20 protein-coding genes are annotated in these 19377 nt (G+C 70.4%); 10 read left to right on the forward strand and 10 right to left on the reverse strand.

Annotated elements, in window-relative coordinates:
• The first annotated feature begins 2 nt into the window (after window positions 1-2).
• From B7K24_RS02590 to B7K24_RS02610, 5 genes are read left to right on the forward strand one after another with little or no spacing between them, the layout of a single operon-like run.
• Entirely contained in the window at window positions 3-1391 is a 1389-nt protein-coding gene (locus B7K24_RS02590) for a DUF58 domain-containing protein (RefSeq protein ID WP_084128498.1), read from the forward strand.
• Window positions 1388-3982: a transglutaminase-like domain-containing protein gene (locus B7K24_RS02595; RefSeq protein ID WP_084128500.1), complete on the forward strand. Its 2595-nt coding sequence runs from the start codon at window positions 1388-1390 to the stop codon at window positions 3980-3982. The genes B7K24_RS02590 and B7K24_RS02595 overlap by 4 nt, the downstream gene beginning before the upstream one ends.
• Window positions 3979-5856 (forward strand): FHA domain-containing protein, encoded by a 1878-nt coding sequence (locus B7K24_RS02600; protein ID WP_144268076.1) that lies wholly within the window; start codon window positions 3979-3981, stop codon window positions 5854-5856. The genes B7K24_RS02595 and B7K24_RS02600 overlap by 4 nt, the downstream gene beginning before the upstream one ends.
• Window positions 5853-6668 (forward strand): PP2C family serine/threonine-protein phosphatase, encoded by an 816-nt coding sequence (locus tag B7K24_RS02605; RefSeq protein ID WP_084128503.1) that lies wholly within the window; start codon window positions 5853-5855, stop codon window positions 6666-6668. The genes B7K24_RS02600 and B7K24_RS02605 overlap by 4 nt, the downstream gene beginning before the upstream one ends.
• Before the next feature lie 5 nt (window positions 6669-6673).
• Complete coding sequence (locus B7K24_RS02610) at window positions 6674-7267, forward strand: hypothetical protein (protein WP_144268077.1); 594 nt, start codon at window positions 6674-6676, stop codon at window positions 7265-7267.
• A 150-nt stretch (window positions 7268-7417) separates the two neighbouring features.
• Here the strand turns inward: B7K24_RS02610 and B7K24_RS02615 are convergent, their stop codons facing one another.
• Both B7K24_RS02615 and B7K24_RS13710 read right to left on the reverse strand, forming a co-directional pair.
• Window positions 7418-7978, reverse strand: a complete 561-nt coding sequence (locus B7K24_RS02615; protein ID WP_084128506.1) for a hypothetical protein — start codon at window positions 7976-7978, stop codon at window positions 7418-7420.
• 63 nt (window positions 7979-8041) lie between these two features.
• A complete protein-coding gene (locus tag B7K24_RS13710; protein WP_255372774.1) occupies window positions 8042-8176 on the reverse strand; it encodes a hypothetical protein in 135 nt (44 codons plus the stop codon).
• A gap of 109 nt (window positions 8177-8285) precedes the next feature.
• Here B7K24_RS13710 and gcvT point away from each other — a divergent pair, with 109 nt between their 5' ends.
• The 3 genes from gcvT (at window position 8286) to B7K24_RS02635 (ending at window position 10485) form a co-directional block, all read left to right on the forward strand.
• Window positions 8286-9512, forward strand: a complete 1227-nt coding sequence (gene gcvT / locus B7K24_RS02625) for a glycine cleavage system aminomethyltransferase GcvT (RefSeq protein WP_084128509.1) — start codon at window positions 8286-8288, stop codon at window positions 9510-9512.
• Window positions 9513-9585: 73 nt separating this feature from the next.
• Complete coding sequence (gene gcvH / locus B7K24_RS02630; RefSeq protein WP_084129223.1) at window positions 9586-9969, forward strand: glycine cleavage system protein GcvH; 384 nt, start codon at window positions 9586-9588, stop codon at window positions 9967-9969.
• A gap of 3 nt (window positions 9970-9972) precedes the next feature.
• On the forward strand, window positions 9973-10485 hold the full coding sequence (locus tag B7K24_RS02635) for a (deoxy)nucleoside triphosphate pyrophosphohydrolase (RefSeq protein WP_307181677.1): 513 nt from the start codon (window positions 9973-9975) through the stop codon (window positions 10483-10485).
• 81 nt (window positions 10486-10566) lie between these two features.
• On the opposite strand, the gene B7K24_RS02640 is transcribed toward B7K24_RS02635, so the two are convergent.
• Window positions 10567-12042, reverse strand: a complete 1476-nt coding sequence (locus tag B7K24_RS02640; RefSeq protein WP_084128510.1) for an HNH endonuclease signature motif containing protein — start codon at window positions 12040-12042, stop codon at window positions 10567-10569.
• A gap of 43 nt (window positions 12043-12085) precedes the next feature.
• The gene (locus tag B7K24_RS02645; protein WP_084128511.1) at window positions 12086-12655 is read right to left on the reverse strand and encodes a DNA-3-methyladenine glycosylase I; all 570 of its coding nucleotides are present in this window, start codon (window positions 12653-12655) and stop codon (window positions 12086-12088) included.
• 156 nt (window positions 12656-12811) lie between these two features.
• On the opposite strand from B7K24_RS02645, the gene B7K24_RS02650 reads away from it, so the two are divergent.
• Window positions 12812-13696, forward strand: coding sequence for a methylenetetrahydrofolate reductase (locus tag B7K24_RS02650; protein WP_084128513.1), 885 nt, complete (start codon window positions 12812-12814; stop codon window positions 13694-13696).
• Window positions 13697-13761: 65 nt separating this feature from the next.
• Here the strand turns inward: B7K24_RS02650 and B7K24_RS02655 are convergent, their stop codons facing one another.
• Window positions 13762-14235, reverse strand: a complete 474-nt coding sequence (locus B7K24_RS02655; protein WP_084128515.1) for a hypothetical protein — start codon at window positions 14233-14235, stop codon at window positions 13762-13764.
• Between the two features lie 97 nt (window positions 14236-14332).
• Window positions 14333-14758, reverse strand: a complete 426-nt coding sequence (locus B7K24_RS02660; RefSeq protein WP_159449117.1) for an OsmC family protein — start codon at window positions 14756-14758, stop codon at window positions 14333-14335.
• A gap of 218 nt (window positions 14759-14976) precedes the next feature.
• Here B7K24_RS02660 and metE point away from each other — a divergent pair, with 218 nt between their 5' ends.
• The gene (gene metE / locus B7K24_RS02665) at window positions 14977-17298 is read left to right on the forward strand and encodes a 5-methyltetrahydropteroyltriglutamate--homocysteine S-methyltransferase (protein ID WP_084128519.1); all 2322 of its coding nucleotides are present in this window, start codon (window positions 14977-14979) and stop codon (window positions 17296-17298) included.
• A 76-nt stretch (window positions 17299-17374) separates the two neighbouring features.
• Here metE and B7K24_RS02670 read toward each other — a convergent pair whose 3' ends face one another.
• From B7K24_RS02670 to B7K24_RS02685, 4 genes are all read right to left on the reverse strand, one after another.
• Window positions 17375-18022, reverse strand: coding sequence for a hypothetical protein (locus B7K24_RS02670; RefSeq protein WP_144268080.1), 648 nt, complete (start codon window positions 18020-18022; stop codon window positions 17375-17377).
• Between the two features lie 23 nt (window positions 18023-18045).
• A complete protein-coding gene (locus B7K24_RS02675; RefSeq protein WP_144268081.1) occupies window positions 18046-18231 on the reverse strand; it encodes a hypothetical protein in 186 nt (61 codons plus the stop codon).
• Window positions 18232-18307: 76 nt separating this feature from the next.
• The gene (locus B7K24_RS02680; RefSeq protein WP_159449118.1) at window positions 18308-18715 is read right to left on the reverse strand and encodes a prepilin-type N-terminal cleavage/methylation domain-containing protein; all 408 of its coding nucleotides are present in this window, start codon (window positions 18713-18715) and stop codon (window positions 18308-18310) included.
• Window positions 18716-18836: 121 nt separating this feature from the next.
• Complete coding sequence (locus B7K24_RS02685) at window positions 18837-19325, reverse strand: GNAT family N-acetyltransferase (protein ID WP_084128525.1); 489 nt, start codon at window positions 19323-19325, stop codon at window positions 18837-18839.
• Window positions 19326-19377: the final 52 nt, after the last annotated feature.

Here is a 19377-nt window from a genome sequence, read left to right on the forward strand (position 1 = left end):
CGATGGCCACCCGCACCCGCCGCCGCGGCGACACCGGCACACGCACCCGGGCGGACCACACCCGCACGGGATACACGCGTGCCACGACGCGCACCCACACCCAGGTGGCCGACGAGGGCCGCGGCCGCTGGGTCGCGCTCGGGCTGTGGGCGCTGGGGGTGTCCCGGGCGGTCAGCGGGTGGACGTCGCGCGCATGGGAGGTGGTGCGGTCCGTCACGACCGCGGCGGGCTGGGCGGTCATCGTGTGGACGCTCGCCGGCGCGGTCGTGGGTCTCACCCTGGGCTGGGCGGAGTTCCTCATCGGCGCCGCCGTGGGCCTGGTGCTGCTGCTGATCGCGCTGCCGTTCCTCGTGGGCCGCGAACCCTACGAGGTGGACTTCCGCCTGTTGCACGATGCCGTGGTCGCCGGCCACGCCGCGGAGGCCGAGATCGTGGTGCGCAATCCCGCGTCTCGGGTGGCGCTGCCCGGTCGTGTGGACGTGCCCGTGGGTGAGGGGCTCATCGACTTTCAGGTCCCGCTGCTGAGGCGCGGCCACGAGCACACCGAGCCCATCGTCATTCCCGCGGCACGGCGCGGCATCGTGGACGTGGGCCCGGCCACCACCACGCGCTCCGACCCCTTGCGCCTGCTGCAGCGCACCTTCCACTGGGCTGACGTCCAGACCCTGTTCATCCACCCCGTCACGATCGCCGTGCCGAGCACCTCGCAGGGCTTCGTGCGGGACCTCGAGGGCCGTTCCACGCGCACCCTCACCAACGAGGACATCTCCTTCCACGCGGTCCGCGAGTACGCGCGTGGCGATGCTCAGCGCCAGATTCACTGGAAGTCCACCGCCAAGACCGGCACCCTCATGGTCCGCCAGTTCGAGGAAACCAGGCGCTCCACCCTGTCCATCGTGCTCGACCTCGACGAGCGCTCGTACGCGGACGATGCCGAGTTTGAGATGGCCGTGTCGGCGGCTGGCTCGCTCGGCGTGCGGGCGGTGCGCGACGGGCGCGACGTGCAGGTGGTCGTCTCGGGTGAGGTACCGGAGTTTGCGCGCGCAAGTGTGCGCTCGCTCGAGCAGCTCGCGGTGACCACGCCGCGCCGGCTGCTCGACGATCTGTCCGGCGTGGAGCGCGGCCCGAACGTGGTCGCCATGACGACCCTGACGCGCATGCTCGTCGAGGTCTCGAATGACACCTCGCTCGCGTTCCTCGTGACGGGCTCCCAGGCGGCGCTGCCGGACATTTCCGCCGCCGCGCTCGCGTTCCCCGCGGACGTCGCGGTCGCCGCCGTCGTATGTGACCCGCACTCCGAGCCGGGCCTGCACGCCGTGGGTCGCACGCGCCTGCTCAGCCTGGGGATTCTCGACGACCTGCGCCAGCTCCTCGCCAGGGGTGCGGCATGAGCGCGCGGGACGCCAGGCGGCCCGGGCGGCGCGCGCGGGCCGCGGCACCGACGACGCTGTCCTTTGCCCTCATCAACGCTGCCTTTGTCGCGGCGGGCGCCGCCGTTGCGGCCTGGACGTTGTACCCCGTCTACGAGTCGAGCAGGTACGTGGCCGCCGCAGCGCTCGCGGTGGGCGCAGGCGCCGCGATCGCGGTGCTGTGTGATCGGCTGCGCTGGGGCGGGGGCCGGGCGGCGCTCATGGCACTCGCCGTCTACGTGGTGGGCGGCCTCACTCTCGTAGTGCCGGGCGCAACGAGCGGCGTCGATTCCGCTCTCGGTGCCGGGTGGGAGCTGCTGCGCGGGCCGGTGCTGGGCTGGAAGGACATCGTCACGCTCCCGCTGCCGCTCGGCGAGTACCGGGCCACCATCGTGCCGGTGTTCGCAGCGGTGCTGACAGGCACCACGCTTGCCGCGTGGTGGGCGCTCAGATCCGAACGTCGGTGGGGCGCCGCCGCGGGTGTGCTCGTCGCGCTCGAAGCCATGGCCATTCTCGTCGGCCCCGTCACCCGTGCGGACACCCTCGCGTGGGCGCCGTTGGGAACCTTCATGAGCCGGGAGCTGGTCGTGGGGCTTGCCCAGTTCCTGGTGATCCTGGGGTGGTTCGCCTGGCGGGCGTCGTATGCGCGCCGCCGCGCGATCGCCGTGACCCGCGCCGCCGGCGGCGTTCACCTGGCCGGGCCACCGCGCCACCGGGTGATGGCCGATGCCGGGGCTGGCCTGGCGATGCTCGTTGCCGCCGTCGTCCTCGGCGTGGTCATCGCGGGACCTCTCGCCGCCGCCACGCCCCGCGAGGTCGCACGGAGCGCCATCGAGCCACGTCTCACGGTGGACTCGACGGTGACGCCGCTGGCATCCTTCCGCGAGAACTTCTCCGACGATGCGTACGACGCCGTGCTGTTCACCGTCGCCGTCCAGTCGGGCGAGGCGGACCGGGTACGGATCGCGTCGCTGCCGTACTTCGACGGTGACACGTACAGCGCCTCCGCTCCCGAGGGCAGCGCACCCGCACGCTTCCAGCGTGTGCCGTCGCGCCTGAACGGACCCGACGGCGCGAGCGCCGTGAGCGCCGAGATTGGCATCTCCTCGGGCGGCGGCGTGTGGGTGCCGGTGGTGGGCGAGTTGGGCGAGATCACCTTCTCCGGCCCGCGCCGTGCACAGCTGGTCGACAACTTCTATTACCTTCCCGAGGCCGATGCGGGGGTGATGGCCCTCGAGTCTGGTGTCGCCTCGGGCGACAGCTATGAGGTCACGGGTTATGTGCGCGACGACGCCACGGTCGCGGACCTGGGCGCCTCGCCTGGCGCGGGTAGCGTGCCTGCGTCGCTCATCCCCGACTCGTTGCGTGACTGGGTCGCCGCGCAGGGCGTCTCGCGTGACGGTGAGGGACTCGCCGAGTTGGTGCGGCGTCTGCGCGCCCGCGGCTATCTCAGTCACGACCTCGAGCAGCCCGATCCGGGCACGCGATGGGTCAGTGAATTGGGCGACTATGCGTTCGTGTCCTCGGCCGCCGGACATTCGTATGACCGCATCGACCGACTCTTCACCGCGCTCAACGAGCGCGCCGCGGAGGTGGGAGACGCGGCCTCCGACGCGCAGCTGGTTGCCGCCGCGGGCGACGACGAGCAGTTCGCGGCCGCCACCGCACTCATCGCTTCCTCCCTGGGCTTCCCGTCACGGGTCGTGCTTGGCGCACGGCTCAGTACCGAGGACCCGGACGTGGCGCCGGTGTGTGACGGCGGCGAATGCCGTGGCGGCCACATGACGGCCTGGGTCGAGGTGCAGGGTACCCAGGGCACGTGGGTGCCGATCGACGTCACCCCGCAGCACGCCCAGCCCGTCTCGCCCGACATCTCCTCGCAGCGCGATCCCGAGTTCGCGTCGCCGCTTGACCCGGAGAATGCGGAGGCGATCGTGCCGCCCGCCACCCAACGCGGCACCTCGGACGACGCGGAGCCTCCCGAGATCGAGGAACCGGTGGAGCCCGCGTGGTGGGTCGGCGTGGTCCGCATCGTCGCGGTGAGCCTCCTGGGCCTCGCGGTGCTGCTCGCGCCGATCATCGCGATCGTGCTGTGGAAGGTCATCCGGCGGCGTCGCCGCCGTGGGCGCGCGCCCACCGAGGCCGTGCACGGCGGCTGGGACGAATACCTCGACACCGCCGCGGAGGCGGGCCTCGCTGCTATGCCGCTCGCGACGCGTGCCGAGGTCGCTGCCGCCTACTCGTCGCCGCACGCGGCGACGCTCGCCACGCTGACGGATCGCGCGACGTTCTCGGGCCGCGACGCCACGGCCGATGACGCCGCACGGTTCTGGGACCTCGTCGACAGCGACCGCCAGTATTGGTTGGCATCGCGCGGGTGGTGGAAGAGGCAGAGTATGCGGCTGTCGCTACGCTCGCTATGGCGCTCCTCGGCGAATGAGGCCGAGCGTGGCGGCGCGCCGACGCAGACGGACCGTCAGCACTGGCGCAGCGACCACACTGGGGCGACGGCGCGCCGCCGACGGCGGTCGCGCACGGTCTCCTCGGGGGCCAGGAAGGACGGAACACGGTGACAGCAGTTGTCTGGTTGACGCTCGCGCCGATGGGTGTCGCGCTCGTGGTGGACCTGGTGTGGATGGGACTCGCGCTCGGCGCGGTGCTGCGCAAGCTTGGCCAGTCGGGCGCTGTGGCGTTCGTGCCGGTGGTGCGCTGGATGGCGGCGGCCCAGGCAGCACGCATGTCGCGGGTTGCCGTCGGCCTCGCGCGCGGTGTCGCGGCGCTGGGCCTCGTCGCGATGCTCGTGGGGCTGGCGTGGGTCCTCCAGGAGGCCGATGCCGCACCTCCGGCCGCTCGCCTCACCCTGCTCGTCGGCGCGGTCGCGTACGGCGTGGGCACCCTCGTGGGCTGGATCCTGTGGATCTACGGTTCGGGGACCATTCAGTTGCGGTTGCGCGCTCCTTCGGGACTGAGTTGGGTGGCGGCGCTCGTGCCGCACATCTGGGCCTCCATCCTGGGTTGGGGGCGCTACTCGATGGCGGGCCGCACCGACGAGGCGGCGCGGCGTGCCTCCGACGCGTCGACGGGACCCATCCGGTCCTCCGCCGTCGCGGCTTCCTCCTTCGCCTTGCGTGCCGATGACGAGCGCGCGTCCGGCAACCCCGATGCCGCCCGCACCCCCGCACCCCCGCGCGTCGCCAGCCCCTTGTCGCCGTATGCGCCGCCGGTCGCCGCGTCGGCCGCCGCGCCCGAGGTCGGGGCCGAGGACGCGAACTCCGAGCCGGGCGTCGACGCCCTGCCCCCGGGCTGGGCTGCGGTCTCGCCGAGCGCGGCGAGTGCGCCCGCCACCGACGACTCGACTCCCGTCGTGTCCGCCCCGAACAAGGCGTGGACCGTGGCGGCCGCCTCAGCAGATAATGAGGCGGCGCCCGACAGGCCCACCCGAGTGTCGCCCTTCGCCTCCCTCGCTCCGAAGGAGCCCCCAGCGGACATGCGGGCGCTCTCGGCGCCCTCGGCGGACGACGTGCCGACGCTGTCGGCTCCCACGCTCGACGCGGCATCAGCTGCGATCCCGGTGGTCGAGGCGACCGCGTCGAGCGCCGCGTCCTCGCCCAGCCTGGCATCGGCCCCGAGCGCCCCGTCTCCCGCTTCGTCGAGCCCTCCGGCGACCGAGCCCACTCCCGCGGCACCGACCCCGGTCGAAGCCGCCACGGACACGCTCGCGATCTCCCCGTATCTGACGTCTGCGGCGGAGCCGGTGGCCGAGCCCGAGCTCGAGCCCGAGCCCGCGGCGGATCCCGTTCCTCAGCCACTGCCCGAGCGCGAGCCCGCCCCCATCGTCGAGGTGCCCGTCGCGCCCGCCGTGTCGCCGTACCTCGCCCCCGCGCCGACGGGCGAGGCTGAGCCCGACTGGCTCGTCGAGGCGCGCCGCCAGGCCCAACAGCAGACCTCGGCGCCGTCGGTCCCCACCCCCGAGCCCGAGGCCGAGACGGCCGCGGTGCCGAGCCTGCTTCCCCCCATCCCCGCGCCCGCCGCGACGCAGGGCGAGCCGGACGGGGAGGGGGCCACGGCATCGGCCACAGACGAGGACGACGCCGATGACCGGACGGTGCTCGCCGCGCGCAGGCGTGTGACCTGGAGCCTGACGGTGGGCACGGACCGCTATGAGCTGCCGGACAGGCCCATCGTGATTGGCCGTGCCACGCCCGGTGGGGGAGCCGACCGCATCGGCATCGTCGACCCCACTCGGACCATCTCGAAGGTGCATGCCCGCCTTGAGCCGCGCGCGGACCGCTGGTACGTCACTGACATGGGGTCGACCAACGGCACTGTCGTGCGCGACGCAGGTGGCGTCGAGGTCGAGGCCGGTACGGCCGAGGCCATCGAGGTGACCGGGACGCTGCTCTTGGGTGATCTCGAAGTGAATCTGACGCGCGAGGGGGACGCATGAGTGACGGCCATTGGAGCCAAGGGGCGGGGGCGACCGACGCCGGCCCGCGGCCACGTAATGAGGACAGTTTCCTGTCGGCCGGCCCGGTGCACTTGGTCGCCGACGGCATGGGCGGTCACGCCGGGGGAGCCGCAGCGAGCGCGGCGGCGATCGAGGCGTTCCGGCCGCTGTCTCAGCGCGACACTCTCACACCCGACGACGTCGCTGCCGCGATGACGGCCGCGCACGCCGACGTGTTGGAGGTCGGTCGTCGGGTCGGTGCTGAATCGGGGACCACGCTCACGGGCGCGTTCGCGGTGGAGCACGAGGGGCAGCCCTGGTGGATGGTCGTGAACGTCGGGGACTCCCGCACGTACCAGTTGGATGGCACCGAGGTGCGCCAGATCACCGTCGACCACTCGCACGTGCAGCAGCTCGTGGATGCGGGGCGCATCACCGCCGAGGAGGCCACCTACCACCCCGACCGACACATCATCACGCGGGCACTGGGCGACGGCGTGGACGCCTTCGACGCCTGGTTGGTGCCGGTGGTACCCGCGAGCTGGCTCGTCATCGCCAGTGATGGGTTGACTGGCGTGGTCTCCGCATCGCTGATCGGTTCCGTCGCTGGGCTGTCCGACTCGCCCGAGGACGCGGCCGAGCGGCTGGTCGAGGCGGCCTTGAGGCACGGCACGGGCGACAACGTGACGGTGGTGGTGGCCCACGCGCCGACCACGGAGACCCCGGACCACGCCGTCGCCGAGCCATGGCCGCTGTGGCCCGAGGGCGATGACGACACCCAGAGTGCCGCGGTGCGGGGGCCGCAGGAATGAACGCGGTGCGGGGGGATGACGGAGAGGACGACGCGACGCGGCTGAGTTCGCGTCGGATCGCTGACGACGACGTAACACGGTTGGCGTTGCGGCGTTCGGCGGTCGATTCCACTGTCACTGGGGCTGATGATTGCGCCGACGATGCCACGCGCGTCGCCTCACGCCGCACGCCCGCGGCGACAGAGCTGACCGACCGCTCCGTCGACGCCCCTGCGCTCGACGATCCTGCGTCGGGCGGTTCGTCCAGCGTCGATGACACGACCCGCACCGCGGTGCCCAGCCGCAGCGGCCGAAGAAGCGCGCCCCTTCCCCCAGGCGTGCCGCTCGGCGATGCACCCGCCGAGGGCGTCTTCAGCGACGGGCGTGAGTCCTACGCGCCTCGTCGCCTTCCTCAGCAGGCTTCCGTGCGGGAGCCGACCCCAGCATCGGCCGCCCGTAGCGAGGCCGACGTGAAGCTGCTGACCACGCAGGAGATCGCTGCGCGCCGCGCACGCGAGCGCCGTCGTCGCGTGCTCATCGGCGCCGCGATCGCGGCTGGGATTGCGGCGGCGCTGACCGCGGTCGTCATCGTCGCCATCACACTTCTCGGACCCCCGTGATCCACCCACACCACCGAGCTGTCGCGGCACGCCGCGGCTCGGACCGGCGCGTGAGGAGGGGCCATGAGGCTCCGCGCGACGCTTGAGCGCCCGTCGGGAGCGGTGGAAGATATTCAGGTGATGACTGAAGCGGGCGCAACGCGCTCGCCGTTACGACAGTGAGAAGAAGACCGTACGGGACTGAAGGTCGTCCCACACCTCGAGCGTGAGAGGGGTGGCCTGCTCGTCCTCGGTGGCGTAACCCTGCCACACGAGTGCCGTGGTGCCCGTCGCAACCTCGGCGCCGCGGTACCACTGCGCGATGGGGTAGTCGTCGCTGAGTAAGGTCGGCACCTGGACGGTCGTGCTGAGGCCCTGGCGACAGGGGTCGTACCACTCTGTCATGGGCTCGTCGCCTTCGGTGTCGAGCCACATGCCCTGAATGCGCGGTGGCAGCGATTCGGCGTCATTATTGACGGCGGTCACAGCGCCCACGACGTACCAACAGACTCCGGGTGCCCCATCCCATTCGACGGGCTCGGAGAATACCGAGGTGAACGTGACGTCCCACTCGGTGACGCTCCCATCGTCGGCACGTTCTCCTAACCGGAGGGTCGCGCCGAGCGGGACGGGTTCCTCTTCGGTGCCTGGCGGCCATGCGCTGGGGGTGAGCCAGCCGGTGGCGACGATGGCGGCGGCGGCGACGGCCGCGGCACCGGCGAGTAAGGACATGGGGGTGCGCCACCGCACGGCGAGCGCGGTCGCTGCCAACGCGCACGCGGCTCCGGCGAGGCTCTACGCGAGCGACGCCGTGCCGGCGAGCGACGCGGCGGCGGCGCCGACGGCGATGACGATGGCAGCGATAGCGGCGATGTTACCCACTCGAGTGGCGCGGGTTGACGGGGAGGTCTCACCAACGGTCGCGCTCATGCAGTGACCCTATCGACGGGTGAGTGTGGTCCGGGCCTGCCGCTCTTCGAGGCGATCGTCGCGCGCGCCAGAATCGTGACCGAAACACGTGTCGCGTAGTTTGGGGGGCGTGAGCACCGCCGAGACCCCTGCCCTGCGTTCGCCCCTGCACGAGGAGCACGTCTCGCTCGGCGCAACGATGACAGAGTTTGCCGGGTGGGACATGCCGTTGCGCTACTCGGGCGATGTCGCAGAGCACACCGCGGTGCGGACGGCCGCGGGGCTGTACGACCTGTCCCACATGGGCGAACTCATGGTGACCGGCCCCGACGCCGCGGCCGCCTTGGACTACGCGCTCGTGGGGCACATGAGCCGCATGCGGCTGTGGGCGGCGAAGTACACGATGATGTGCGACGCGAACGGCGGGATCGTCGACGACCTGGTGGTGTACCGGCGCGATTGGGACCACTTCATGGTGGTCGCGAACGCGTCGAACCGGATCGAGGTCGCGCGGGAGCTCGCGGCGCGCTTCGATGCCGGAGGGTTCGACGCCGCGGTGTCCGACGAGACGGCCGCGCTCGCGCTCATCGCGGTGCAGGGCCCTGCGGCGGCGGCGATCGTGGGCTCCCTGTGCGCCGCGGGCGAGGCGGAACCGGCCGGCCTGAAGTACTACTCGGCGGCAAACCTCCTGCTCGAGGGCGGCCACCACGCGTTCGTGGCCCGCACCGGATATACAGGCGAGGATGGCTTCGAGCTTTTTGTGGGCGCGGATGTGGCCGCCGACGTGTGGCGCTCAGCACTCGCGGCCGGCGCCTCGCACGGCCTGATTCCCTGTGGTCTGGCCTCGCGCGACTCGCTCCGCCTGGAGGCGGGCATGCCGCTCTACGGGCACGAGCTTTCTGCCGATACGACCCCCTTCGATGCCGGACTGGGGCGTGTGGTGGCCTTCGAAGGCCCCGCCGTCGTGCTGTCCTCGTCGCAGCCGGGCGCTGCGGCGCCGGGCGCGGGTCTCAGTGACCAGGTGGACCCGCGGGCTGTCTCTGTCGAACGAGGCGCGTTTGTGGGCCGCGAGGCACTGGCGCGGGTGGCGGACCAGGCGCCGGGCAAGGTGCTGGTGGGACTGGTGGGTGACGGGCGCCGCTCGCCCCGCGCAGGCTATGCGGTCACCGACGAGGACGGTCGCCAGGTGGGCATCGTCACCTCCGGTATTCCGTCGCCGACGCTGGGCCAGCCCATCGCGATGGCCTACGTGCCACCCACCCTTGCCGAGGTAGGAACCGAGGTGGGCATCGACGTGCGCGGCCGCCGCGAGCCGATGCGCGTGGTGGCGTTACCGTTCTACAAGCGGCAGGCTTGAGCCGTGGGCTTCGCGCCGCGGGGCCACATGACAGTGACAGCGACGGCGGGTGCCGTGGGAGAGGTGGGACATCGTGGCGGAGATTCCTGACGGACTGCTCTACTCCGAGGAGCATGAGTGGGTGCGCGGCGACGTGTCGCCCGGCGCGACCGTGACGGTGGGCATCACCGAGTACGCGGCCGAGGCACTCGGCGACGTCGTGTACGTCGAGCCGCCGAGCGTGGGCGACGAGGTCCGCGCGGGTGATGTGTGCGGCGAGCTCGAGTCGACCAAGGCCGTGAGCGAGCTGTACTCGCCCGTCACCGGTACGGTGACCGAGGTCAACGGTCAACTCGAGAACGCTCCCGACATGGTCAACAGCGACGCCTACGGTGACGGCTGGATCTTCAAGGTCGAACTCTCGGAGGGGAACGAGGACCTCCTCGACGCCGACGCGTACGGCGAGAAGACCGAGTAGCCCGTGGGGATCCGCACCCGTCTGGTCGTCGCCGCGGCGATCACCGACGACCTCGAGACACCGCGCACCCTCCTTGCGGCTCGGCGCACCGCCCCGAGCGCGCTCGCGGGTCTGTGGGAGTTCCCGGGCGGCAAGGTCGAGCACGGCGAGACCGCCGAGCAGGCGCTCAGGCGTGAGCTGCGCGAGGAGCTGGGCGTGGAGGTCGATCTGGGCGACGAGATCCTCGGCCCGGACGAGGCGCACGGCGTCGAGACCATGTGCGGCAGCGACCCGGTGTGGATGTTGCGTCCGGGTGACGCCGATGTGGAGCGGCTGGTGCTCAGGGTGTGGTGGGCGACGCTCCGGCCCGGTGCGGACGGCGCCAAGGTGGAGCCGCGTCCGCTCGAGGACCACGATCTGCTCCGGATTCTGGAGCCGGGCGGCTGGCGTGACGTGGCGTGGCTTCCGGCCGACAAGCGGATCGTCGACGCACTGCTGGAGGACGCGACCGCGCGGCACCGTCGGGCCTACTGCTAGTCACGCGCTGTCGATAGCGCGCGCTGTCGTCCGCACGCTCTCCATCCGCGCCGCTTCGCTCACCGCTCGCCCCGCCCGCTGTCACGCGGACGGGCAGAGTTCTCGAGGCGGTCCGGTGTCGACGTCGACAGCGAGTTCCGCTGCGCCCTCGATCTCGAGGGCGGCTCTGCCTCCGAGACGCGGCGTCCGGGTGGGGTCGACGGACGCGGGCGGGATCATCCACACCTTGTCTCCGCGCACCTCGACGTCCCAGCCCCCGTGGTGGACCCGATGGTGACATCCCGTGCACAACAACACGCCATTGGAGATGTCTGTCGGGCCGCTATCGCGCATCCACCACCGGATGTGGTGGGCCTCGCAGTGACTCGCGGGAGCATGACAGCACGCGCAGCCCCCGTCACGTTCCGCGAGTGCGGTGCGCTGGGCCTCCGTGAACAGCCGGTGCTTGCGTCCCACGTCGAGCGGTAGTGACTCGCCGCCGAAGGTGACAGGCACCACGGCGGCGTCGACGGCCATCGTGCGCAGCGTCTCGATAGAGATGGGCTGATCGAGCGCATCGCACTCACCCACGCCGACACCGGCCTCGAGGTCCTTCAGGTCTGCGCGAAGCACGACCTTCGTCTTGACGCCGGAGGTGGGCCGCTCGCAGTCGAGGCCGTGCCACGCGAGACCGGCGAGGACGTCGGCGCGGATCTGCCCCGGGAGGCGCTCCTCGGGCATCCCCTCGCGTGCCGAGCGGTAAACGGCACGCACCTGTGCGTCGATCCACGTCTTGATGGGAGCGGCCGTAGCGGGGTCGAGCTTGGCGTACATCTGCGTCATGCCGTCGGAACCGGTGGTGAAGTACAACGTGCGCGCGTCCACCTGACGCTTTTCCCGCTCCGCCAGGTCGCCGGGATTGCGCAGTGCCGCAAGCTGCGCGGCAGACCTGCGTAGTTCGCCGAGCTGCAGCGTGCGCGCCTTGTCGACGAGCTGGGCCTCAAAGCGAAGATCCGCGGTGATCAACTCGTCGAGCGTGCGCCGCACCACCATGGCGGCCTCGGTGCCGATCTCGCACGCGGCTATCGCCGCGGCGAGGATCGGATAGACCCGGTCGGCGGGGTCGTCCGGCGGGGTCCCCGCATCACTGCCGGGCACGCCGAGAGGCAGTTCTCCGTCGGGCGCCTCCGGTTCGGACGGCCCACCCTGGCCGGCCGCTTCCCGCTGGCGTTGTTCTTCTTCGCGGCGCTTCTGTTCCTCCGCGCGTCGCACCACATCGCCTGCGCCCGCGAGCCTGTTGGCCTCCTGCGGGCTGGTTCCGAGGTCCCGTGCCCACAGGCGTCCGGGCGAGGTGAAGCCTTCGCTTTTCGCGAGGCCGTCGCTCCCCAGCGACGGGTCGGACCTCCGGCTAACCTCTGCGCCGATCGCCGCCAAGGAGGTGTCGAATCCGCGCTTGGCCCTGCCCGCAATCTCCCTCAGCTGTGCGAACTCGCTCGGCGTGAGGTCACCGAGTTCCCGGCCGGCGAACGCGTGCAACGCGTCTGCCTCGCGGTCGAAAGCCTCGGTGGAGAACCTCATGAGTCCATCAGATCAGAGGGGTGTGACATTGCGGACATTCCGGTCACCGCTTCGCCGCGACGCACCCGGCAATATGGTCATCTACCAGCCCGCACGCCTGCATCGCGGCGTACATGGTGGTGGGACCGACGAACACGAATCCACGCCTCTTGAGCTCCTTGGCGAGCGCTACGGACTCGGGCGTCGAGGCCGGCACGTCGGCCCACGTCGCGGGCGCCGCCGCCCGCGGCTGCGGAGCGAACGACCAGAACAGGTCATCGAGCGTCTCGCCGGCGTCGTGAAGCCCCACCACCGCTCGCGCATTCGTGATCGCGGATTCGATCTTGCGGCGGTTGCGCACGATCCCCGGATCGCCCATCAGCCGCTCCACCTCCGCCTCGCCGAACGCAGCGACCGCCGACGGCTCAAACCGCGCAAACGCCTCCCGGTACCCCTCGCGCTTACGCAGAATGGTGACCCAGGACAGCCCCGACTGCGCGCCCTCCAGCACAATGCGCTCCAGCAGTGCGGCCTCGCCATGCACCGGGACGCCCCACTCGTCGTCGTGGTACGCCTCATACAGCGGGTCTCCGTTGCCAAAGCAACGGACCAGGTCGTTCGGTTCCGTGATCATGCCCACCAGTGTGCCGCGTGGGTACGACGGCCGGCCGGGGCGTCTGCGAGAAGGGAAGATCCGCCCGCCGCTCGAGGGGTTGGGGACGACGGACGCCCGCACACCAGGGACCATAGGTATGGCGCACCCTCGCCACCCGGGACTACGGTGCGAGCCATGACGATCCGCGAGCGCCTGCGCGGGCAGGAGCCCACGCTGAGCTTCGAGCTCTTCCCTCCTCGCAGCCCTGCTGCCGAGGAGGTGCTGGGTCGCACGATGCGCGCGATCGTCGAGCGGCGCCCGGACTTCATCTCCATCACCTACGGAGCCTCAGGCTCCACGCAGGGTGCCTCGAGATCCGTGGTCCAGACAGTGGCCCAGCAGCACAATGTCCCCCCTCTCGCCCATCTCACCTGCGTGAACCAGTCTCGCGACGACCTGCGTGCGGTCATCGAGGGATACCTCGAGGACGGCGTGAAGGACTTTCTCGCGCTGCGAGGCGACCCACCCCAGGGGCAGACGGGGTGGCGGCCGCACCCGGACGGGCTCGTGTACGCGTCGGACCTCGTGCGCTACCTGCGGGACATCGCCGCAGCGCACGGCATCGACGACCTGTGTGTGGGGGTCGCTGCTTTCCCCTCCCAGCACGCGATTCCGCGGTTCCGGCAGACGGCGCTGGACGTCCTCAAGGCCAAGCAAGACGCGGGCGCCGATTTCGCGATCACCCAGGTGTTCTACGACGCCGCCGAGTACACGGGGCTGGTCGCGGAGGCGGCCAAGCAGGGCATCGGCATCCCGATCATCCCCGAAGTGATGCCGCTCGTGTCGGCGCAGCGAGCCGTGCGCGCCGCGCACGTCACGGGCGTGTCGACGCCCCAGGATCTGATCGCTTCGCTCGAATCGGCGGGCTCAGACGCGGACGCCCACGCGCGCGGGGTGGACTACGCCGCACGGCTGTCCGGGCAGCTCCTCGAGGAAGGCGCACCCGGCATCCACATCATCACCTTTAACAGGCATGATGCGGCGCTTGATCTCGTGAACCGCCTGGGCTTGCGCCGCTAGTACGGCCGATGCCTCAGCCGAGCCTCGTACGGAACCCCGCCACGGCATCGGTCACCAGAAAGCGGCTATCCGAGGCCGTTGTCGGTGATGCGCCAGGGCGCCTCGGGCGCGGAGCGTGTGAGTCTGTAGCCCCACGCGGTCGCACCCTCGGGCATCGAGCCATCGCTGCGGAGCCATAGCCAGTCGAGGTCGAAGGTCGCGGGGACGCTCACCACGTCGGATCTTGCGGGCAGGCCGGTCCACGAGGGGTCCTCGTCGACGCCGTCGCCCACGCGAATGTCGCCCAGGCTCGCCACGTCCCCGCACCACTCGCGTGCGATGGACGCGAAGCTCTCGGCGGCAAGCGCGGCAGCCGTGTCACAGTCGTGGGCGTTGAGTGCCGCGAGGTACGTCGCGACCACCTCGGCGGCGCCGGTCCCGTCGGCTGGCATCGCGACCTTATCGAAGCCCCAGGGCCACGTGAAGGCGGCCGCGGTCACCACCAGCACGACTCCAGCGCCCGAGCGGGTTGCGGTGCGTCCGCGAAACACGGTGGTCATGCGCACACCCTCATGCGGCCGCGTCTCCCAGGAGCCGCCTGGTGCCCGCTTTTCCGCGAAAGCGCGCACTCAGTGCCTCGCAGGGCGCTCGCGGAGGCTACACCTCGCGCAGCGTCACATCCGCGCCGTGGACGACGGTGCGCGACACGGTGCAGGTCTTTTCCTCGGCGGCCTTGAGGGCGGCGGCCACGCGGGCGCGGGCCTTGTCGCCTTCGGCGCCCTCGGGGAATGCCACGTCGAAGGCCACGTCGATATCGCGCAGGATCGCGGGCGTGGTGCCGCCCACCTTGTCGGCCTCGACGGTCGCGGAGAACCGCACGGGCTCGGCGCGGCGCGACGTCATCATGTCCAGGTCGGTCGCGGAGCAGCCCGCGATAGCGACCATCAGGAGCTCGACGGCGCTGAGAGCGCCGTCGACGTTGTAGCCAAACCGGTACTCGGCGCCGTCGGGGTTGCGGGCGACGTAGACGCCCTCCGCCTCGCGCTCGAGAGTGACTTGCTTCTTGGTGACCTCTTCTGCCATGGCTCCATCCTTGCATCGGCCCAGGGCCTCGACGGCCGGGCGGCACGGCTCCCACAGCCGCGCCATCCCACAACACCGCGGCCATGCGCCAGATTCCTTGGTCCCGAGCGGTCCGGCCCCCATCGCGCTAGAGTCCGAAATGCACGCTCGGCGCATGGATGCGTCGATCAAGCGCAATGGCGAGCCCGCCGCGCACCAATTCCATGAGGACCGTCCCCATGTCACACATTGATGTCGCACACGCCCCCGCCTTCCCGGGCGGCACCATCCTCGGTTACCCCCGCATCGGCCGCATGCGCGAACTCAAGAAGGCCCTCGAGTCCTTCTGGAAAGGTGCCTCGACGGCCGACGACCTCGAGGCTGCAGCCAAGGACCTGCGCCTCGCGACCTACGCGCGCCTCGCCGAGCTGGGCCTGGGCGCCGACGACGCCTCACTCCCGAGTAACTTCTCGTTCTACGACCACATGCTCGACGCGGCCGTGACGTTCGGTGCCGTACCCACGCGATTCGAGGGTCTGCGCGCACAGGACGGCTCCATCGACCTTGCCGGCTACTCGACTGTCGCGCGCGGTCGGGGCGACGACGCCCCGCTCGAGATGACCAAGTGGTTCGACTCGAACTACCACTATCTGGTGCCCGAGATCGGCCCCGAGACGTCGTTCGCGCTGAGCTCCACCCGATGGGCCGACCAGTTCGTGGAGGCGAAGGAGGCTGGCTACCTCACGCGCCCCGTCATCACCGGCCCGCTCACCTTCCTCTACCTCGCGAAGGCCTCCGACGAGGCAGGCGAGGACTACCGCCCCATCGACCGCCTGAGCGATCTCATCCCCGTCTACGTCGAGCTCCTGGCCGCCTTCAAGGCCGCTGGAGCGACGTGGGTGCAGATTGACGAGCCCATCCTCGTCGCGGACATCGACGCGGACCGTGCCGAAGTGCTCGCGAACGCCGCGACGGCCTACGACGCGCTCGTCGCGGCCACCGACCGCCCCGCCCTCTTCGTCGCCGCGCCCTACAACGACCTGGGCGACGCGCTCCCGGTGCTCGTCGAGTCCGGTGTCGAGGCCGTGGGCCTCGACCTGGTGCGCGGTGCGGTGCCGTCCGGTGTGGACCTGTCCGGCATCACCGTGGTGGCCGGCGTGGTCGACGGCCACAACATCTGGCGCACCGATCTCGATGCCGCGTTGCGTACGGCCGATGCCGTCGCCGCCCTGGGCGGCACCGTCGCCATCTCGTCGAGCACCAGCCTTTTCCACGTGCCCCACACCCTCACGGGAGAGGAGCACCTGGGCGAGGAGCTGCTGTCCTGGCTCGCGTTCGCCGACGAGAAGGTGGCCGAGATCGTCACCCTCGCCACCGCGCGCGCCGAGGGTGAGGAGGCGGTGGCCGATGCGTTGGCGGCCACCCGCGACGCCCTCGCCGCCCGCGCGGGTCACCCGGGCACCCGCCGGGCCGAGGTGCGCGCCGCGCTCGCGGCCGTCGCCCCCGACGACCTCGACCGCCCCGCGTACTCCGTGCGCGCCGCCGCGCAGGACGCCCGCTTCGGGCTCCCGGAGCTTGCCACCACCACCATCGGCTCCTTCCCCCAGACCCCCGAGATCCGGAAGGCGCGCGCGGCATGGGCCAAGGGCACCCTCTCGGATGCCGACTACGAGCAGGCGATGAAGGATGAGATCGCCTCCGTGGTGAGGCTGCAGGAGGACCTGGGGCTCGACGTGCTGGTCCACGGCGAGGCCGAGCGCAACGACATGGTGCAGTACTTCGCCGAGTTGCTCGACGGATTCGACGTGACCGTCAACGGCTGGGTGCAGTCGTACGGATCGCGCTGCACGCGCCCGTCGATCCTGTGGGGGGACGTCGCCCGCCCGGAGCCCATGACGGTGCGCTGGGCCCAGTACGCCCAATCTCTCACCGACAGGCCCATGAAGGGGATGCTCACCGGCCCGGTGACAATCCTCGCGTGGTCGTTCGTGCGCGACGATCAGCCGCTCGGTGACACCGCCAACCAGGTGGCTCTCGCCCTGCGCGACGAGATCGCGGACCTGGAGACCGTGGGCATCGGTATCATCCAGGTCGACGAGCCCGCGTTGCGCGAGCTGCTACCGCTGAAGAAGGCCGACCAGCCCGCCTACCTGGAGTGGTCGGTGAATGCGTTCCGCCTGGCCACCTCGGGCGCGAAGGACGACACGCAGGTGCACACCCACCTGTGCTACTCGGAGTTCGGCGAGATCATCGACGCGATCGACGGCCTCAATGCCGACGTCACCTCGATCGAGGCGGCCCGCTCGCGCATGGAGGTCCTGCCGGCCATCAAGAACCACGGCTACGAGCGCCAGATCGGCCCGGGCGTGTGGGACATCCATTCGCCGCGCGTGCCGTCCACGGACGAGGTGACGGAGCTGATCGCGCTCGCGAAGGAGTCGATCCCGGGCAGGCAGCTGTGGGTGAACCCCGACTGTGGCCTCAAGACTCGCGGCTACGACGAGACCATCGCGTCGCTGAGGCACATGATGGCCGCGACGCAGGCCGTGCGTTCGGCGTAAGTCACGCACACCGCTGCGGTTGCCCCATACCTGAGACGCGGGACCGGAAGGCTCTCTTTGCTGAGGCGCGTGGGGTTCAGGTGAGAGGTGGCGCGACCGACCATCCAAGTCGGCGCAACTCACCTGCGATGTCCTCGGCATAATGTGCGACCATCGCAAGAGCCTGCCGCTGCTCGTACTCGGCCATGCGCCTTCTTGCCTGCGAGCGCCAATCAGTGTCGGACCGCCAGCCGCGGAACAGGCGTTCCTGGTCGAGAAACAGCAGAAACTCTTCAATCGTGGGACGGAAACGCTGGGAACCGATAGGGAAGTGAAGGTCTTCGGCTCGCCGGTAAGCCCCACCTGCTCGTCCGTAGACCCATCCAAGGGTTGACGAAGAAGTGTGGAAATGAATATGCGCGGGAGGGGTCTGCCCTCGCTCGAACTCGACGCGGACCAAGGGAACGGGGTCCTTGGCCTTCCCGCCTTTCTCTACGGGGATCAAGAGTCCAAAGGTGGAGTTCAGGACACGAAAGAACTCTCCCGAGCGGTCATCTGCGAGCTTGAACTCCACCCGCAAGAGCAGCGATGTCGCGGTTTCATCGAGCGGTATGGGCACGAACTTCCTCGCCCCCGCGTCCCACGCACCCCCGACGCGGATGCCATCGTCGCCCTCGACGACTGCGAGCTCGACGGGGCGAGGCAGCGCCGCGGCCAGGAACTCCTCGAGCTCGGCCGCGAACACGTGCGAAAGCGGATGCTCTGTGTTCACGACCGCTGTACGTAAGTGAGAGGCACGTCGCCCCAGATCAGCCACAGATCCCTGAGCTCCGGCTCGTCGAGGGTGCCGGCACGTGCCATGGCGCGCACCTCTTCGAGGCTATACCCGTACCGATCAGCCTGGACCGTGAGCATGTCTTGGATCTCGTTGCGCGTAGCAGTGATGTTGACCATGTCGATCACCTCCCAAGGTGGTGCCTCCAGCGTAACGAGAGCCACTGACATCGCCGCCAAGCCAGTGGATCGGAGCCTACGGGCACTCACCCTCTTCCACGCCACCTGTCACGGTGTAGCGGTAGCCGGGGCTGCTCGCGACGTTGCCGCTCGGGTGCGTCGCACTCAGGCAGTAGGCGTCCGCGTCACCCACGATGCCGCCCAAGACCACGCCGGGCGACGTCGCGACCCGGTCGCCGTCGAGCTCATAGCCGTCGCCGGTCGGCGCGAGGGTGGGCAACGTGCTGGACTCATCCACGTGGGTGCGCACCGCGATCGCGACGTTGGCCAGATCCGACTGCACCGTGGAGTCGTAGGCCTTGGCCTGCTGGTTGAGGAAGATGGGCAAGGCGACGGCCACGAGCACCGCAACGATGGCCATGACCACCAGCAACTCGGGCAGGGTCATGCCGTCGTCGAGCGCGCGTCGTGTGCGTGATCGCATTCCCATGAGCCCGCCCCCCACCGTGTAGGCCGAGGCGCCCCTCAGCGGCGCCCCCGACCCGCCGATTGTGGTGCATGTCACACCATATGCGCAACCGCAAGCATCGATTACGCCTGGCAGATCACGACACGTCGAGCTGGAAGTACCCCACGTCGATCCACCGGCCCAGCTTCTGGCCGGCCTCCCTCAGCACCCCGACCTCGCGCCATCCGGTGGCCAGCTGCAGAGCGACGGACGCCTCGTTGGGTAGCGCGATCAGGGAGATCGCCGTGTGGGCGTGCGACGCCCGCAGCGCCACGATCAACGCACGGTAGAGACGGCCGCCCAGGCCTCGTCCACTTGCCGCAGGGTCGAGATAGATGGTGGTCTCGACGCTGTGCAGGTAGGCCGCCTTGGGACGGTAAGGAGCGGCATAGGCGAACCCGACCACACGCCCGGCGTCCTCGATCACCAGGTACGGCAGGTCCTTGTCCCAGACCGACTTCATGCGCGCCTTGATGTCGGACGCCGTCACGGTCTCGGTCTCGAAGGTGATGACGGTGTCGGTCACATAGGGGTTGTAGATCTCCGCGATGCGCGCGGCATCGGCGAGGGTGGCGGGCCGGATCATGCGTCCTATTGTGCCGCCCTGAGTGGCGGACGGACGGCCGATACTCCCATCG

Origin of the sequence: Demequina sp. NBRC 110055, from assembly GCF_002090135.1 — a bacterium.
GTDB lineage: Bacteria > Actinomycetota > Actinomycetes > Actinomycetales > Demequinaceae > Demequina.

What these genes read in the sequence shown, in the direction of transcription:
- B7K24_RS02590 (WP_084128498.1), top strand. Translation starts at nt 3, where the DNA reads ATGGCCACCCGCACCCGCCGCCGCGGCGACACCGGCACACGCACCCGG.
- B7K24_RS02595 (WP_084128500.1), top strand. Translation starts at nt 1,388, where the DNA reads ATGAGCGCGCGGGACGCCAGGCGGCCCGGGCGGCGCGCGCGGGCCGCG.
- B7K24_RS02605 (WP_084128503.1), top strand. Translation starts at nt 5,853, where the DNA reads ATGAGTGACGGCCATTGGAGCCAAGGGGCGGGGGCGACCGACGCCGGC.
- B7K24_RS02615 (WP_084128506.1), bottom strand. Translation starts at nt 7,978, where the DNA reads ATGTCCTTACTCGCCGGTGCCGCGGCCGTCGCCGCCGCCGCCATCGTC.
- B7K24_RS13710 (WP_255372774.1), bottom strand. Translation starts at nt 8,176, where the DNA reads ATGAGCGCGACCGTTGGTGAGACCTCCCCGTCAACCCGCGCCACTCGA.
- B7K24_RS02640 (WP_084128510.1), bottom strand. Translation starts at nt 12,042, where the DNA reads ATGAGGTTCTCCACCGAGGCTTTCGACCGCGAGGCAGACGCGTTGCAC.
- B7K24_RS02645 (WP_084128511.1), bottom strand. Translation starts at nt 12,655, where the DNA reads ATGATCACGGAACCGAACGACCTGGTCCGTTGCTTTGGCAACGGAGAC.
- B7K24_RS02650 (WP_084128513.1), top strand. Translation starts at nt 12,812, where the DNA reads ATGACGATCCGCGAGCGCCTGCGCGGGCAGGAGCCCACGCTGAGCTTC.
- B7K24_RS02655 (WP_084128515.1), bottom strand. Translation starts at nt 14,235, where the DNA reads ATGACCACCGTGTTTCGCGGACGCACCGCAACCCGCTCGGGCGCTGGA.
- B7K24_RS02660 (WP_159449117.1), bottom strand. Translation starts at nt 14,758, where the DNA reads ATGGCAGAAGAGGTCACCAAGAAGCAAGTCACTCTCGAGCGCGAGGCG.
- metE (WP_084128519.1), top strand. Translation starts at nt 14,977, where the DNA reads ATGTCACACATTGATGTCGCACACGCCCCCGCCTTCCCGGGCGGCACC.
- B7K24_RS02675 (WP_144268081.1), bottom strand. Translation starts at nt 18,231, where the DNA reads ATGGTCAACATCACTGCTACGCGCAACGAGATCCAAGACATGCTCACG.
- B7K24_RS02680 (WP_159449118.1), bottom strand. Translation starts at nt 18,715, where the DNA reads ATGCGATCACGCACACGACGCGCGCTCGACGACGGCATGACCCTGCCC.
- B7K24_RS02685 (WP_084128525.1), bottom strand. Translation starts at nt 19,325, where the DNA reads ATGATCCGGCCCGCCACCCTCGCCGATGCCGCGCGCATCGCGGAGATC.